Below are 13,851 nucleotides of genomic sequence, written 5' to 3' on the forward strand. Positions count from 1 at the left end.
GACCTATTCGAGCGGGTCGCACCCCCGTCCGAGCGACACGCGAATGATCGCCGTGGGGTAGCCGTCAGGACAACATCGGCGAAAGTATGCGGTCCCTGCCTGCGCGCCCGATCGAGTGCTTGTAACCTCGCGGACGTGAGCAGCGACATCACCGCATCGGCGGCCTGGCGGAAACTGCACGAGCACCATGCCGCCGTCGCCGGACGACACCTGCGTGAATTCTTCGCCGAGGATCCCGACCGCGGCCGCGAGCTGATCATCCAGGTCGGGGACCTGCACATCGACTACAGCAAGCACCGCGTCACCCGGGAAACCCTGCATCTGCTGGTGGAATTGGCGGATGAGGCCGGGGTGGCCGAACGACGCGACGCGATGTACCGCGGCGACCACATCAACACCTCGGAGGACCGCGCGGTCGAACATATCGCGCTGCGCCTGCCCGAGGGCGAATCGGTCATCGTGGACGGCGTGGATGCGTGCGCCGAGGTGCACGAGGTGCTCCGGCGGATGGGCGAATTCACCGACGCGCTGCGCTCCGGCGCGTGGCGCGGCGCGACCGGCGAGCGCATCAAGACCGTGGTGAATATCGGCATCGGCGGTTCGGATCTCGGCCCGGATATGGTGCACCGCGCACTGCGGCACTATGCCGATGCCGGGATCGGCGCCCGATTCGTCTCGAATGTCGACCCGGCCGATCTGCTCGCGAAACTCGACGGACTCGATCCGGCCAACACGCTGTTCATCGTTGCCTCCAAGACGTTTTCGACGCTGGAGACGCTGACCAATGCCACCGCGGCCCGGCGCTGGCTGGTCGCCGCGCTCGGCGAGGATGCCGTCGCCAAGCACTTCGTGGCCGTCTCGACGAACGCCGAGCGGGTCGCCGAATTCGGCATCGACACCGCGAATATGTTCGGCTTCTGGGATTGGGTCGGCGGTCGCTATTCGGTGGATTCGGCGATCGGGCTTTCGGTGATGGCGACCATCGGCAAGGAGCGCTTCGCCGAATTCCTGGCCGGTATGCACGCCGTCGACCGGCATTTCGCGACCGAGCCGCTGGACCGCAACGGTCCGGTACTGCTCGGCCTGCTCGGCATCTGGTACTCGAACTTCTTCGGCGCGGAATCGCGTGCGGTGCTGCCCTATTCGAACGATCTGTCGCGCTTTCCGGCCTATCTGCAGCAGCTGACCATGGAGTCCAACGGCAAATCGGTACGCGCCGACGGCACCCCGGTGACCACCTCGACCGGCGAAATCTTCTGGGGCGAACCGGGAACCAACGGCCAGCACGCCTTCTACCAGCTACTGCACCAGGGCACCCGGCTGATCCCGGCCGATTTCATCGGATTCGCCCAGCCCACCGCTGATCTGCCCACCCTCGACGGCACCGGCAGCATGCACGACATCCTCATGAGCAACCTGTTCGCGCAGACCAAGGTGCTCGCCTTCGGCAAGACTGCCGAGGAGATCGCGGCCGAGGGCACCGATCCGAAGGTGGTGCCGCACAAGGTGATGCCGGGCAATCGGCCGAGCACCACGATCCTCGCGCCGCAGCTCACACCCTCGGTGGTCGGCCAGTTGATCGCGCTCTACGAGCATCAGGTGTTCGTCGAGGGCACCATCTGGGGCATCGATAGCTTCGACCAGTGGGGCGTAGAACTCGGCAAGCAGCAGGCGCTCGCGCTGGCCCCCTTGCTGACGTCTCCGGAAGAGCCACAGCCGCAAGGGGACTCGTCCACCGACGCCCTGATCGGCTGGTACCGCGACAACCGCTGAGCCTCAGCCCAGCGCTTGCGCCGTCTTGATCAGGGCGGCCACGATATCCGGGAAGTCGGCGGTGATCTCCGGACCGATTTCGGGGCCGACGGTATCGGCGGCGTCGCCGATGATCTCGGTCCGGTAGACGACGCGGGTCCACCCCTCGCCGACCGGCTCCAAGCGGTGCTCGGTGACGACGGTGAAATCGCCGCCGTCCATTTCATCGGTGAACAGTTCGCCGGGTTCGATCTCCACCAGGCGCATGCGCACGGTGTCGCCGCCGGGGAGCGTCATGGTGAACGAAGTGCCGACCTCGAACGGGCCGTCGATCTCGATCTCGTCGAGCCCCTCGTTCCATTCGGGCCAGGACTCCACATCCGACCAGCACCGCCACAGCGCCTCCGGTGCGACCGCGGTCTCCGCGCTGTATTCGTACTCCCACATCCCGCTTGCTCCCGGTGCCTCGAACGTTTTGTCGAGCGAGATCATGTCACTTCCAGCGTGATTCGGCGACGCGGCGCAGGTCACCCCTCGGCGGCGTAGTAGCGGCCGCCACGCTGACGCAGCACGAGGTCGGCTCCGTGCCTGGTATCCGCGATCAGATCGGCATTGGGTAGATCACTGTCGTACACCTTGATTTTCGCGGCGGCGGGGGTGCGGCCGCCGCGAATGTGGCGGCGCAGCAGGCGTTGTTCGAGCACCTCGCGAGCCACGTCCAGGTACCAGACCTCGTCGAGGAATTCGCGGACGCCCGACCAGGCGCCGTCGGACAGCAGCAGATAGTTGCCCTCGGTAATGGCGATCTCCTGCCGATCGAAGACGACACCGGCCGGGGTCGGTTCTTCAATGGCGCGGTCGAAGGTCGGCCACGGCACCGGCTCGCCGAGCGGGGTATCGCGTAAGCGGCGCAGGGTTTCCACGAAGGCGGCCACGTCGAAGGTGTGTGGTTCGCCCTTGCGCTCCAGGTTCGCCGTCGCGCGCAGTACCGCATTGGGCAGGTGGAAACCGTCCATCGGCGCGATCTCGGCGATCCGGGCACCGGATCGGTTGTTCAGATCGTCACGAATGGCCTTGGAGAGCGTGGATTTACCCGCGCCCGGCGGACCGGCGATGCCGAGCACGTACCGTCGGGCGCACCCCGCCGCCCGGATCCGCAGGTGCTCGACGAGCGAGCGCAACGGCATTTCGACGGAAGTCCGTGTCATCGAAATCACAGTACTCAGCATGAGTCGGTCCGCTGCGAATTCGGTCACGTGGCTATGTAAGTCGGCTATCGAAGGCGCTGGCGGACTTCGGTGGCGAGCTCGGCGGCGACGTCGCGCAGTGCCTCGATGAAGATCCGTCTCGGGGAGTCGCCTCTTCGATAGACGACGCACGTCGTGCGAACCGCCGCGGGATGGTCGATGCGGACCAGTGCGATGCCCGGCGGCAGGACGGGCACCGCGATTCCGGGTACCACGGTGCTGCCCATACCCGCCGCGACCAGCCCGAGCTTGGCGAACCAGTCGCGGGCGACGAAGGCGATCTCCGGTTCCCAAGTGGCGTCGCGCCATGCGCCGAGCAGAGTGCTGCTCACCTCGGTGCTGCCCGCGATCCAGCGTTCCCCGCGCAGCCGCGCGGGCGTGACGCTGGCATCGCCCGCGAGTGCATGGTCCGGTGGGACCGCGATGAGCAGCGGGTCGTCCAAGAGTGGCTCGATCTCGGTATCCGCGGGCAGATTGTGCGTCTCGGTCACCACCGCCAGATCCAGCCGACCGCGCGCGACTGCGGATACCAATCGCGGACTGGGTCCTTCGCGTAGCGGTACTCGCGCGAGTCGCGGCGCGGTGGCGGCAATGGCCCTTGGCACCAGTGCGGCCATGGCGGTCGAGAATGCGCCGACGCGGAGTGTGGCGGGCGGACGCGCGGTGAGTTCGTCGAGTTCTTGCCGCGCGGAGCCGAGCCCGCCGAGCACCGTTTCGGCATGCCGCAGCACGATCCGGCCCGCCTCGGTGGTCTGCACACCGCGCGCGTGGCGCTCGAACAATGCCCGGCCCGCCGCCTGCTCCATCAGGGCGATCTGCCGGGATACCGCCGACTGCGTGTAGCCCAGATTCTCCGCGGCCGTCGAGAACGACCCGCTCCGGGCGGCCTCCCGGACCACTCGCAATCCGACGATCGTGAACTCACCCATGCTGTTTACTCATACCAAATATGCGAGATTCTCGCTTGTCGCATATCTCGGCGGTACCTAGCGTCGAATGCATGAGTGCAGCAGCGAACAAGAAACTGATCGAGGACATCTTCGAGCAGATGTCCCAGGGCAATACCCGCGCGATGGGCGAGGCCATGGCCGAGGACTTCCGCTGGATCTTTCCGGGGAACTGGTCGTGGTCGCGCACCTGGGAACCGAAAACGGTTGTGCTGAACAAACTTCTGCGGCCGCTGATGACCCAGTTCGCCGAGTACCGCAGCGCGGCCGACTTCGTGATCGCCGCAGACGACCGCGTCGTCGCCCAGGTCCGCGGCCACGGCATCACCACCGGCGGCGAGCCTTACGAGCAAACCTACTGTTTCATTTTCCGGATCGCGGATGGCCAGCTCACGGAGGTGATCGAGCATTGCGATACGGCACTGGTCGAGCGGGTGCTCCAGCGCCTCGGCTAGGGCACCGTCCAGATAGGCTGCCGCACGTCAGGTTCGGCTCGCTCGCCGAGCGCAGTCGAAACGCGGCACGACACGCCCCGCAGTACCGCCATGTGACTGCGCTCGACGGATCTCGATGCCTGGAAGCTAGCTGGACGCGGCGCTACTTCGGGCGGGTGCCGCGGTAGAAGGTGACGCGACCGAGGCGACGGTGGCGCTGGGAGGCGACCACGGTGCAGTCGAAGCCGACGGTGCGCAGGAGTTGGGGGATGCGGTCGCCGAGGTTGTCGTGGGCATGGTGGTTGTGCAGCAGCAGCCGGGCCATCAGGCCGTCGTCCGGGGTCACCTCGCCGCCGACATCGAGGATGTGCAGGCTGCCGCCGGGGCGCAGGACGCGCAGCGCTTCGGCCAATGCGGCGGTCTTGATGTCGGTTTCGAGGTGGTGCAGCATCATCGATGACAAGATGCGGTCGAATTCTTGGTCCGGATACGGCAGTTCCTGGGCGTAGGCGCGTTCGAAGCGGATTCCGTTCAGGCCGTTCGCCTTTCGCTCGGCGCGGGCGAGTGCGAGCGGGTCGGGATCGGAGCCGATCAGCTCCGCAGCAGGTTGGGCACGTTTGGCCTTCAGGGTGAGATTGCCTGTGCCACAGCCGATTTCCAGTACGTGCTGACCAGGTTCGAGTTCGGCTTGCGCGACGAGGGTTTCGTGGAGTTTGTACATGCCGAGCAGGCGGGTGAGCAGATCGTAGGTGGGCAGCAGTGCGTCGCGACCCGCTGCGGGCAGGTAGTCGTGCTGGTTGCCCATGGCTTTGAGTACCGAATGTGGATGATCTTTGGTCATGATTCTCATGGTGCTCGCAGATCCAGCTTGATAATTGGGTGATTGTCGGCCGAATTTGGACTATTTTCGGTGTCATGACCGAGGCTACCCGGGTGGTCCGGCACCGCCGTGGTGTTCCGGTGTACGACTATCGGAGTGATCGGGTCACGCCGCCGGTGTCGCTGCTGCGCTTCGATCGTCATGCCGGACTCGGGCACCGCCCGCATATTCACGACTTTCCGGTATTGCTCTACGTCCGGTCCGCCGGTGTGGTGTATGTCGTCGCCGCAGGTCAGGTAATCGAGGCCGCGCCACCGCATGAGTTCGAAGGCGCGGTCGGGGTGTTCTTCGATCCCGCGACACTCGGCGATGCCGGACGCGCGCCATGGCCCGCGTGGCGAGCGCATCCTTTGCTGTTTCCATTCCTGCACGAGCATTCGGGTGGGGTGCTGGAGTTGACGGTCCCGGTGGAACGAAGACCGTTGTGGGACAATGCGATTGCCGCCATTGATGTCGAGCTGGCACAGCGGCAGGAGGGATATCGGCAGGCGGCGTCGGCGCATCTGACACTGCTGCTGATCGACCTCGCGCGGCTGGCCGCCGACGTGGTGGGGGATCTGCGGCGCAGCGGCGAACCGCTGCTCGCCGAGGTGTTCGATGTGATCGACCAGCGGCACACCGCACCACTGTCGCTGCGCGATGTGGCGGATGCGGTCGGCATGACCCCGGGGCATCTGACCACCGTGGTGCGCCGCCGCACCGGACGCACCGTGCAGGCGTGGATCACCGAGCGGCGGATGACCGAGGCGCGGCGGTTGCTGGCCGAGACGGATCTGCCGGTCGGTGAGATCGCCCGGCGGGTCGGGATCCCGGACGCGGGCTACTTCACCCGCTTGTTCCGGCGCAACAACGATCTGTCACCTCGCCAATGGCGCGCCCAGCCTGCTTCGCTCGCGCGCTGACGCGGGCACCGCAGCGCGCCGACGCAGGCCACAGCAACGCGCCGACGCGGGGCGGCACAACGGGCCGACGCAGGCCACCACAACGCACCGACGCAGGCCACCACAACGCACCGACGCGGGGCGGCACAACGCACCGACGCAGGCCACCACAACCCACCGACGCAGGCCACCACAACCCACCGACGCAGGCCACCACAACCCACCGACGCAGGCCACCACAACCCACCGACGCAGGCCACCACAACCCACCGACGCAGGCCACCACAACGCACCGACGCAGGCACCCGCAGCAGACTCGCCCGAGCACCCGCAGCAGGTGTCGCGACCGCCCCAGCAGGCTGTCGCGAGCGCCGCAGCGAGCTGGCCCGAGCATCCACGACGCGCTGAGGTGGGCGCGTGCAGCCGTAGCGCGCTGAAGTGAGTGCCTGCACGAAACCCGTCGTCGGCGCCAACACGGGATGCCCGCGAGCGGCCGGGTCAGGTGAGGGCGCGAGCGATGATGTCGGTGGTGTTCACGCCGGTCGGGAGGGTGCCGAAGGCGATGCCCCAGTCGTCGCCGAGGCGGGTGGCGCAGAAGGCGTCGGCGACTGCGGGGTGGCCGTGCCGGACGAGTTGCGCGCCCTGTAGGACCAGGGCCATGAGTTCGACGACGCGGCGAGCGCGGTATTCGATTTCGTCGAGGTCGGACAGTTCCTTGCCGAGGCGGGCGATGGCATCGTCGAGACGGGGGTCGGCGCCAGAGGCCAGCGAGACTTCGTTGAAGAAGGCCTCTACCGTTTCGGGCTGACGGCCCATGGCGCGCAGCGCATCCAGCGCCGCGACATTGCCGGAGCCTTCCCAGATGGACATGAGCGGGGCCTCACGATAGAGGCGCGGCATACCGGATTCCTCGGCATAACCATTGCCGCCGAAGCATTCCAAGGCCTCGGCCGCATGCGCGGGAGCGCGCTTGCAGACCCAATACTTGGTGACCGCCAAGGCGATTCGGCGCAGCGCGGCCTCGGCGGGGTCGGTGCTCGCACGGTCGGTCGCACCGGCCAGGCGCATCATGACCGTGGTGGCGGCATCGGATTCGATCACCAGGTCGGCGAGCACATTGCGCATCGCGGGTTGGTCGATCAGCTTGGCCCCGAACACTTCTCGGTGTCGCGCGTGGTGCGCGGCGTAGACGGCGCCGACGCGCATGCCGGTGGCGGAGCCGATGACGCAGTCCAGGCGGGTCATATTGACCATTTCGATGATGGTCTTGACGCCAGCCCCTTCCGCACCGACCAGCCAGCCGGTGGCGTTCTCGTATTCGATCTCCGAGGACGCGTTCGACTTATTGCCGAGCTTGTCCTTGAGGCGTTGGATCCGGATGGGGTTGCGGGTGTCGTCCGGAAGGACGCGCGGCAGCAGGAAGCAGGACAGACCGCCGGGCGCCTGAGCCAGGGTGAGGAACATATCCGACATGGGCGCCGAGGTGAACCACTTGTGGCCGACGATGCGGTAGCTGCCATCGGGCTGCGGTGTGGCAGTGGTGGTGTTGGCACGGACGTCGGAGCCGCCCTGCTTCTCGGTCATCGACATGCCCGCGATGAGACCGGCCTTGGTCGACGGTTCGCGCAAGCCGAAATCGTAAGTGCGGGAACCGAGTAGCGGTTCGTACCTGGCCGCGAGTTCCGGATTGTGGCGCAACGCTGGCACGACGGCGTAGGTCATCGAGATCGGACACATATGCCCGGCGTCGGCGACACCCCAGGTATAGAACTTGGCCGCGCGGGCGGCATGGGTGCCGGGCCGGTCGTCGAGCCAGGGCGAGCCGTGGAGTCCGTGCGCGACAGCGACTTTCATCAGCTCGTGCCAGTACGGATGGAATTCGACCTCATCGATGCGGTTGCCGTAGCGGTCGTGTGTATGCAGGACGGGCGGGTATTCGTTGGCGAGGCGGCCCCACTCCTGCGCTTCGAATCCGCCTGCGAGCCTGCCGAGTTCACGCACTTCGGGTTCGGCCCAGCCCGCGCCCTCGCGATGCAGTCCCTCGAGCAGGGCCGGGTTCTGCGCGACATCGAAGGGCACGATGTCGGGAACCTGGTTGAATACTTCATGCGTCGGCATCGGACACTCCTGAGTCGGATTCATCGCGCACACCGAGTGCGCGTAACGCGAAACTGATGAGTTGGGGCACAACGGATTCGCTGTGCGGTGCGTCGGCCAGCGGGCCGACCAAAACCTCGCCGATCGCGCCGACGAGCGCGGCCGCGCTGGTCTTGGCATCCTGCGCGGGCAATTCACCGCGCGAAACACCCTCCGCGACAGCGGATTCGAAGGCTTGGGCAAAGGCGCGACGGAAGCGCAGACGCTCGGCATCGACCACGGTATCGACGGGTTCGACGAGCAGGACGTAGGCGAGTTTCGGATTCTTCAGCGCCCGGCCCGCGAAGGTTTCCACCGCCGCGGTCACCCGCTCGACGGCCGTTCCCGAGGCGCTTGCGGTAACCACTGCGGCCACTTCGTGCGCGACCACCTTCCGGAATACCGCGCTCACCAGGTCGGCCTTGCCGCTGAAGTTCTTGTAGACCGTTCCGGTGGCCACGCCCGCCTCGGCGGCGACGGCCGCCATGGACAGTCCGGCATAGCCCGCGTGCGACAGCACCTTGGTCGCCGCCTGCACGATCAGGCCCGCCTGGGCATCGAGGCGGGCCTGCACAGCAGGGGTTCTGCGGTAGGCCATACAAGAAGTGAACCACAAATTCATTTCTTCACACAAGGGTACTTCCGACGGCGTATGGTCGTCCTCGTGACTGTGCGAATCGAACGCAACGGCCCCGTGACCACCGTGATCCTGCACCGCCCCCAGGCACGCAATGCCGTCGACGGTCCGACCGCCGCGGCCTTGGTCGACGCATTCCGCGAATTCGATGCCGATCCGGATGCGGCGGTCGCCGTGCTGTGGGGCGACGGCGGCACCTTCTGCGCGGGCGCGGACCTGAAGGCGCTCGGCACCGAGCGCTCCAATCGGGTCACCGAGGACGGTGACGGTCCGATGGGTCCGACCCGAATGCGGCTGTCCAAACCGGTGATCGCCGCGATTTCCGGATACGCGGTCGCGGGCGGACTGGAGTTGGCGCTGTGGTGCGATATGCGAGTCGCCGAGCAGGACAGCACCTTCGGCGTGTTCTGTCGCCGCTGGGGTGTGCCGCTGATCGATGGCGGCACGATTCGGTTGCCGCGCATCATCGGCACCGGGCGCGCGATGGATATGGTGCTCACCGGTCGTGCCGTCGCCGCCACGGAGGCATTGCAGATCGGGCTGATCAATCGGGTGGTGCCGAATGGCGAATCCCGCAGTGCCGCCGAACAACTCGCCGCCGAACTGGCCGCACTGCCGCAGACCTGCCTGCGCTCGGACCGCATGTCGCTGCTGGAGCAGGACGGTATGGACGAAGAGGCCGCGCTGCTCAACGAGTACCGACACGGCCTGAAGGCCCTGGCCGACGGAGCCCTGGACGGCGCACAACGGTTCGCCGCCGGTGCGGGCCGTCACGGTGCGCGCTCCTGACAATGGCTGCCGCCCAACGGTTGAGCGTCGTCGACGAGATCTTCCTGCGCACGCATCGCGGGCTCGGCACCCCGATCGCGCTCCAGGGTTTGTGGCGCACGGCCGATCGCGTCGATCCTCAGTTACTGCGGCAGGTGCACGCGGCACTGCGGGTCGGGCCGTTGGGGCGCAGAGTGATTCGGCCTTCGGTTCCGGGTGCGCGTCGCAGCTGGCGGGCAAATGCTCGGGCCTATCCGCTCGAGTTCACCGACGGCACTATCGCTACCGAGGACCTGCTCGGGTGGGCCGACGCGCAGGGCGCGAACCTCGATCCCGAATACGGTCCGGGTTGGCGATTGTCGACCGCCGCCTTGGATGACGGCGGATCGATTGTGTCGCTGACCTGTTCGCATGCACTCGCGGATGGGAAAGCGCTGGTGCTCGCGGTCGATGATGCGCTGGGCGGCCCGAGCCTGACCACGTCGTCGGTGCAGGCCATGCGTTCCCCGGATACCGGGTCAGGTATGACGTCCGCGCCGTCGACGATGCTTGCGATCAGCACGCTATCAACGAAATCTACCGCGTCAGAGGCAAAGTCGGATACCGGTCGGCCCGCCGACGAGTTGGCTTATCCGAAGCGGCCGGGCCGATCTGATGCGGGCGGCTCGATGACGGTGCCGAGACCTGCGTCGACATCCACTACATCGGAACCAGACCGGTCCGACGCGCGAATGAATGCCCCAAAGGGCCGGAAAACCCAAGCTGCGGTATCGGATTGGTCCGATGCTCGGCGGCAGTGGTCGATCGTTGTGCGCGGCACATTTCACGCGCTTCGTCGCGGAATCCCCGAACGTCCCGCCCGGACTGCGTCGACTCGCGAACACGGGATATCGACGTCTGAAAGCGGGTCGGTCGCTGGACGCGTCGGGGCTGAGAGCGCACCGACCCTCAGTGCTGTACTGCAGTGCCCCGCTGCCGACTGGGAGTCGGCAGCTGCGGCGCAGGGCGGTACGGCCAATAGCCTGTTCATCGCACTGATCGCGAAAATGTTGTGGACAAGTGGATTTCCCGCCGAGACGATCGATGCCAGCCTTCCGGTCGACACCCGCGACGAGCCGCGCGTCGACAATGACCTCGCGATGACCGAGATCACCATCGGGCGCACCGATACTCCGGCCACAATTCGTGAGAAGGCCCGAATCGCCTACGAGCGGCGCATGTCCAGCCCCGGCGGGATGCCGGAGGAACTGCTGCAGGTGATTCCGGATCGCTGGGCCTACGCCTTGTCCAGGGGTGCTGGTGAACGAGACATCCTGTGCTCCAACATCGGAACGCTCCCCGACGCCATGCGCACCCTCGGCCCACATCGCTGCACCGGCGTCGCCGCCCGCGCCATCCATCCGGGCCTCACCGCGGACCTCCTCCCCCGCACCCGCCTGTCCGGCTATCTCTGCCGCATCGCCGACACCTACACTCTCGCCGTCGTCAGCCTCGACCCCACCCACATCGACACCCCCGAAACCCTTTGCACCCTGGCCCACGAAACCGCCACCGCCCTCGGCCTCCCGATCACGCTCTGGTGACCGCGGCGGCGGGCGAGGGTGGGTAGTCCTCGACGGTCATGGAGTTGTAGAGGCGTGCGCTCTTGGTGGTGAGGCGGATGAAAGCGCGGCTGGGTCCCCCGGGCAGGGCGGAAATCAGGCGGCTGCCCTGGACCAGTCCCGAAACACCGAGGCGCGATGTGGGGATCAGGGTCTTCGCCGCGCTCAGCGCGACCGCGTGGCTGCCGCGTACGTGCTCGGCCATCGCGCGCTCGTAGGCGGGAAAGGCGCGCTCGTGGTCGCCGCCCGCGCGCGCCAGCTCCCCTGCGAGGACGTACGCGCCGACGACGGCCAGGGTGGTGCTGCCGCCGACGGCCGGGCCGGGGCTGTAGCCCGCGTCGCCGACGAGTGTCGCCCGCCCCCGCGACCAGGTGTCCATATGCAATTGGGTGATCGAGTCGAAGTAGAACGCCGGGGTGCGGTCGAGTTCGTCGAGCCAGCGATCCACCTCGGCGTGCATGCCGCCGAACGCATTGCGCAGCAAGTCCTTCTGCCGGGGCACATCACGGTGGTGGCAGTCGAGCTCGCGCTCGCTCCGGAACAGGAACAAAGCCCGCGCTTCGCCGAGGTGCCGCGCGCCGTACATGCCTGCAGTACGGCCGACGCCGACGTGGATGCGGAGCTCGCCGTCGAGGCCGAACCCGTTGGGCAGTGTCAGCACCCCGAGGTACGCCCCGATGAAGTCGCTGAAGCGGGACTCGTCACCGAAGACGAGGCGGCGCACGTTGGAATGCAGACCGTCCGCGCCGACGACGAGGTCGAAGCGGCGCGGCGCGGCGTTCTCGAACCGCACCTCGCCGTCGGGTGAGATCGCGGTGATCGAGTCGCCGAAGATGTACTCGACCTCGTCGCGCGCGGCGTCGCAGTAGATCTCGCTCAGGTCGTCTCGCATGATCTCGACGTGCCGGTCGGAGGCGGCACCGAAGATCTTGGCGAGGTCCACCTGGACGGGACGTCGTTTGCCCTCCGGGTAGAGGGTCATCCGCTTGGTGCCGGTGGCCCGCTCCTCGACGCGTGCGAGCACGCCCATCTTCTCCGATATGTCCATCGCGGGCCGGAACAGGTCGACCGCGTGGCCGCCGGACTTGCGCAGCGCCGGTGCGCGCTCGACAACGGTGACGGAGAAGCCGTGCCTGGTGAGCCAGTACGCCAGTACCGGACCGGCGACGCTGGCGCCGGAGATGAGAATCCGCATGAGCATATCTCCTTACTTAACGATAAGTAAGTTTAGCACCGTTACTTACCTATCGTTAAGTAAGATAGGCTCGCGGCATGCCTCGCCCCTCCGACACCAAGCAGCGGATCCAAGAGGTCGCCCGCGAACTCTTCGCACAGCAGGGTGTGCATCGGACCGGCCTGCAGGAGATCGCCGATCGGCTCGGCATCACCAAACCTGCGCTCTACTACCACTTCTCCTCACGCGAGGAGCTGGTCCGCAGCATCGTGCAGCCGATCATCGACGAGGAAGAGGCGTTCCTGGCGGAGCAGGAGGCGCGGCGCGAGGTCGAGCCCCGCGCCCTGCTGGAGGGCTACTTCGACTTCCACTACCGCCACCGCAAAGACATCGTGCTCATGCTCGCCGAGCTGACCACCCTCGCCGACCTGGGCCTGATCGACCTGGTGCTGGCCTGGCGCGGGCGACTGGTGCGGCTGCTGTGCGGCCCCGAACCCACACTGGAGCAGGCCACCCGCGCCGTAATCGCCTTCGGCGGCCTCCAGGACTGCACGATCCAATTCGCCGACGTGCCGAAGGACGAACTCCGCCGAGCGGCCGTGGACGGCGCCTGCGCCACGCTGGGCTTCGAGCCGCGCCCCGAACCCTGACGAAGCCCCAGCGGACGCCACCCTCACAACGGGCGGTCGGGAACCCGCTCGGGCCGACATGGTTCGGAATGGAGTTTGGCCGAGCGACTCTCGAGGGTGATCCACGTCACTGGAGAGTGCTGTCAGGAATTCGGGGGCTGTCTCGTTCAGGAAGCACGCGAACCAGACAGGAGCGAATCATGAAGCACCGCATCGTCGTCCTCGGGGCCGGATACGCCGGAGCCTTCTCGGCCGGATACCTGGCGCGCCAACTCCACCGCGACGACTTCGAGATCACCGTCGTCAACGCCGAACCCGATTTCGTCGAGCGGCTGCGCCTGCATCAGCTCGCCGCCGGACAGGATCTGCGCCACCGGCCGCTGGCGGAGGTGTTCGCGGGCACCGGCATCCGATTACGACTGGCGCGGGTGACCGATGTCGACGCCGAGCATCGGACTGTCACAGTCACCGACGGCGAGGGCATCGACCGGCTCGAATACGACACCCTGCTCTACGCGCTCGGCAGCACCGCCGCCGACCACGGCGTTCCGGGTGTCGACGAGCACGCCTTCCACGTGGCCGCGCGGCCGTCCGCACTGCGCCTGCGCGCACGCCTGGACGAGCTGGGCGAGGACGGGAAGGTGCTGGTAGTCGGCGGCAATCTGACCGCGATCGAGGCCGCTACCGAACTCGCCGAATCCCGTCCAGGACTTCGGGTCAGCCTCGCCACCAGCCACGAACTGGGCGGCTGGCTGGGCACGAAGG

General features: G+C 67.0%; 14 protein-coding genes. 7 read left to right on the forward strand and 7 right to left on the reverse strand.

Annotated features, from left to right (window positions below):
* Nucleotides 1–135 precede the first annotated feature (135 nt).
* Nucleotides 136–1,773 (forward strand): glucose-6-phosphate isomerase, encoded by a 1,638-nt coding sequence (gene pgi, locus NP3_RS01230; RefSeq protein ID WP_063036886.1) that lies wholly within the window; start codon nucleotides 136–138, stop codon nucleotides 1,771–1,773.
* A 3-nt stretch (nucleotides 1,774–1,776) separates the two neighbouring features.
* Here pgi and NP3_RS01235 read toward each other — a convergent pair whose 3' ends face one another.
* The 3 genes from NP3_RS01235 to NP3_RS01245 form a co-directional block, all read right to left on the reverse strand.
* The gene (locus NP3_RS01235; protein WP_218024790.1) at nucleotides 1,777–2,244 is read right to left on the reverse strand and encodes an SRPBCC family protein; all 468 of its coding nucleotides are present in this window, start codon (nucleotides 2,242–2,244) and stop codon (nucleotides 1,777–1,779) included.
* 35 nt (nucleotides 2,245–2,279) lie between these two features.
* A complete protein-coding gene (locus tag NP3_RS01240; protein ID WP_063036907.1) occupies nucleotides 2,280–2,960 on the reverse strand; it encodes a nucleoside/nucleotide kinase family protein in 681 nt (226 codons plus the stop codon).
* Between the two features lie 65 nt (nucleotides 2,961–3,025).
* Nucleotides 3,026–3,928, reverse strand: a complete 903-nt coding sequence (locus NP3_RS01245; protein ID WP_063036890.1) for a LysR family transcriptional regulator — start codon at nucleotides 3,926–3,928, stop codon at nucleotides 3,026–3,028.
* A 71-nt stretch (nucleotides 3,929–3,999) separates the two neighbouring features.
* On the opposite strand from NP3_RS01245, the gene NP3_RS01250 reads away from it, so the two are divergent.
* The gene (locus NP3_RS01250; protein ID WP_063036892.1) at nucleotides 4,000–4,401 is read left to right on the forward strand and encodes a nuclear transport factor 2 family protein; all 402 of its coding nucleotides are present in this window, start codon (nucleotides 4,000–4,002) and stop codon (nucleotides 4,399–4,401) included.
* Between the two features lie 142 nt (nucleotides 4,402–4,543).
* Here the strand turns inward: NP3_RS01250 and NP3_RS01255 are convergent, their stop codons facing one another.
* A complete protein-coding gene (locus NP3_RS01255) occupies nucleotides 4,544–5,221 on the reverse strand; it encodes a class I SAM-dependent methyltransferase (protein ID WP_063036894.1) in 678 nt (225 codons plus the stop codon).
* 74 nt (nucleotides 5,222–5,295) lie between these two features.
* On the opposite strand from NP3_RS01255, the gene NP3_RS01260 reads away from it, so the two are divergent.
* The gene (locus NP3_RS01260; RefSeq protein ID WP_063036896.1) at nucleotides 5,296–6,162 is read left to right on the forward strand and encodes a helix-turn-helix transcriptional regulator; all 867 of its coding nucleotides are present in this window, start codon (nucleotides 5,296–5,298) and stop codon (nucleotides 6,160–6,162) included.
* A gap of 477 nt (nucleotides 6,163–6,639) precedes the next feature.
* Here the strand turns inward: NP3_RS01260 and NP3_RS01265 are convergent, their stop codons facing one another.
* A complete protein-coding gene (locus NP3_RS01265) occupies nucleotides 6,640–8,259 on the reverse strand; it encodes an acyl-CoA dehydrogenase family protein (RefSeq protein WP_063036898.1) in 1,620 nt (539 codons plus the stop codon).
* Nucleotides 8,246–8,875 (reverse strand): TetR/AcrR family transcriptional regulator, encoded by a 630-nt coding sequence (locus NP3_RS01270; protein ID WP_063036900.1) that lies wholly within the window; start codon nucleotides 8,873–8,875, stop codon nucleotides 8,246–8,248. The genes NP3_RS01265 and NP3_RS01270 overlap by 14 nt, the downstream gene beginning before the upstream one ends.
* A gap of 54 nt (nucleotides 8,876–8,929) precedes the next feature.
* Here NP3_RS01270 and NP3_RS01275 point away from each other — a divergent pair, with 54 nt between their 5' ends.
* Both NP3_RS01275 and NP3_RS49610 read left to right on the forward strand, forming a co-directional pair.
* Complete coding sequence (locus tag NP3_RS01275) at nucleotides 8,930–9,703, forward strand: crotonase/enoyl-CoA hydratase family protein (protein WP_218024791.1); 774 nt, start codon at nucleotides 8,930–8,932, stop codon at nucleotides 9,701–9,703.
* Between the two features lie 2 nt (nucleotides 9,704–9,705).
* Nucleotides 9,706–11,265 carry a hypothetical protein gene (locus tag NP3_RS49610; RefSeq protein WP_063036902.1) on the forward strand — a complete coding sequence of 520 codons (1,560 nt, stop codon included), beginning with the start codon at nucleotides 9,706–9,708 and terminating at the stop codon, nucleotides 11,263–11,265.
* Here NP3_RS49610 and NP3_RS01285 read toward each other — a convergent pair.
* Nucleotides 11,252–12,478, reverse strand: a complete 1,227-nt coding sequence (locus tag NP3_RS01285; protein ID WP_063036911.1) for an FAD-dependent monooxygenase — start codon at nucleotides 12,476–12,478, stop codon at nucleotides 11,252–11,254. The genes NP3_RS49610 and NP3_RS01285 overlap by 14 nt on opposite strands.
* Before the next feature lie 77 nt (nucleotides 12,479–12,555).
* Here NP3_RS01285 and NP3_RS01290 point away from each other — a divergent pair, with 77 nt between their 5' ends.
* Complete coding sequence (locus tag NP3_RS01290; protein ID WP_063036904.1) at nucleotides 12,556–13,107, forward strand: TetR/AcrR family transcriptional regulator; 552 nt, start codon at nucleotides 12,556–12,558, stop codon at nucleotides 13,105–13,107.
* A gap of 179 nt (nucleotides 13,108–13,286) precedes the next feature.
* Nucleotides 13,287–13,851: NAD(P)/FAD-dependent oxidoreductase (locus NP3_RS01295; protein ID WP_169814424.1), on the forward strand; the 565-nt coding region annotated here is incomplete at its 3' end.

Source organism: Nocardia pseudovaccinii NBRC 100343, assembly GCF_001613225.1.
Classification (GTDB): Bacteria; Actinomycetota; Actinomycetes; order Mycobacteriales; family Mycobacteriaceae; genus Nocardia; species Nocardia pseudovaccinii.

Excerpts from the sequence above, each read along its gene's own strand:
- NP3_RS01235 (WP_218024790.1), bottom strand. The coding sequence starts at position 2,244 with ATGATCTCGCTCGACAAAACGTTCGAGGCACCGGGAGCAAGCGGGATG.
- NP3_RS01240 (WP_063036907.1), bottom strand. The coding sequence starts at position 2,960 with ATGACACGGACTTCCGTCGAAATGCCGTTGCGCTCGCTCGTCGAGCAC.
- NP3_RS01245 (WP_063036890.1), bottom strand. The coding sequence starts at position 3,928 with ATGGGTGAGTTCACGATCGTCGGATTGCGAGTGGTCCGGGAGGCCGCC.
- NP3_RS01250 (WP_063036892.1), top strand. The coding sequence starts at position 4,000 with ATGAGTGCAGCAGCGAACAAGAAACTGATCGAGGACATCTTCGAGCAG.
- NP3_RS01255 (WP_063036894.1), bottom strand. The coding sequence starts at position 5,221 with ATGACCAAAGATCATCCACATTCGGTACTCAAAGCCATGGGCAACCAG.
- NP3_RS01260 (WP_063036896.1), top strand. The coding sequence starts at position 5,296 with ATGACCGAGGCTACCCGGGTGGTCCGGCACCGCCGTGGTGTTCCGGTG.
- NP3_RS01265 (WP_063036898.1), bottom strand. The coding sequence starts at position 8,259 with ATGCCGACGCATGAAGTATTCAACCAGGTTCCCGACATCGTGCCCTTC.
- NP3_RS01270 (WP_063036900.1), bottom strand. The coding sequence starts at position 8,875 with ATGGCCTACCGCAGAACCCCTGCTGTGCAGGCCCGCCTCGATGCCCAG.
- NP3_RS01275 (WP_218024791.1), top strand. The coding sequence starts at position 8,930 with ATGGTCGTCCTCGTGACTGTGCGAATCGAACGCAACGGCCCCGTGACC.
- NP3_RS49610 (WP_063036902.1), top strand. The coding sequence starts at position 9,706 with ATGGCTGCCGCCCAACGGTTGAGCGTCGTCGACGAGATCTTCCTGCGC.
- NP3_RS01285 (WP_063036911.1), bottom strand. The coding sequence starts at position 12,478 with ATGCGGATTCTCATCTCCGGCGCCAGCGTCGCCGGTCCGGTACTGGCG.
- NP3_RS01290 (WP_063036904.1), top strand. The coding sequence starts at position 12,556 with ATGCCTCGCCCCTCCGACACCAAGCAGCGGATCCAAGAGGTCGCCCGC.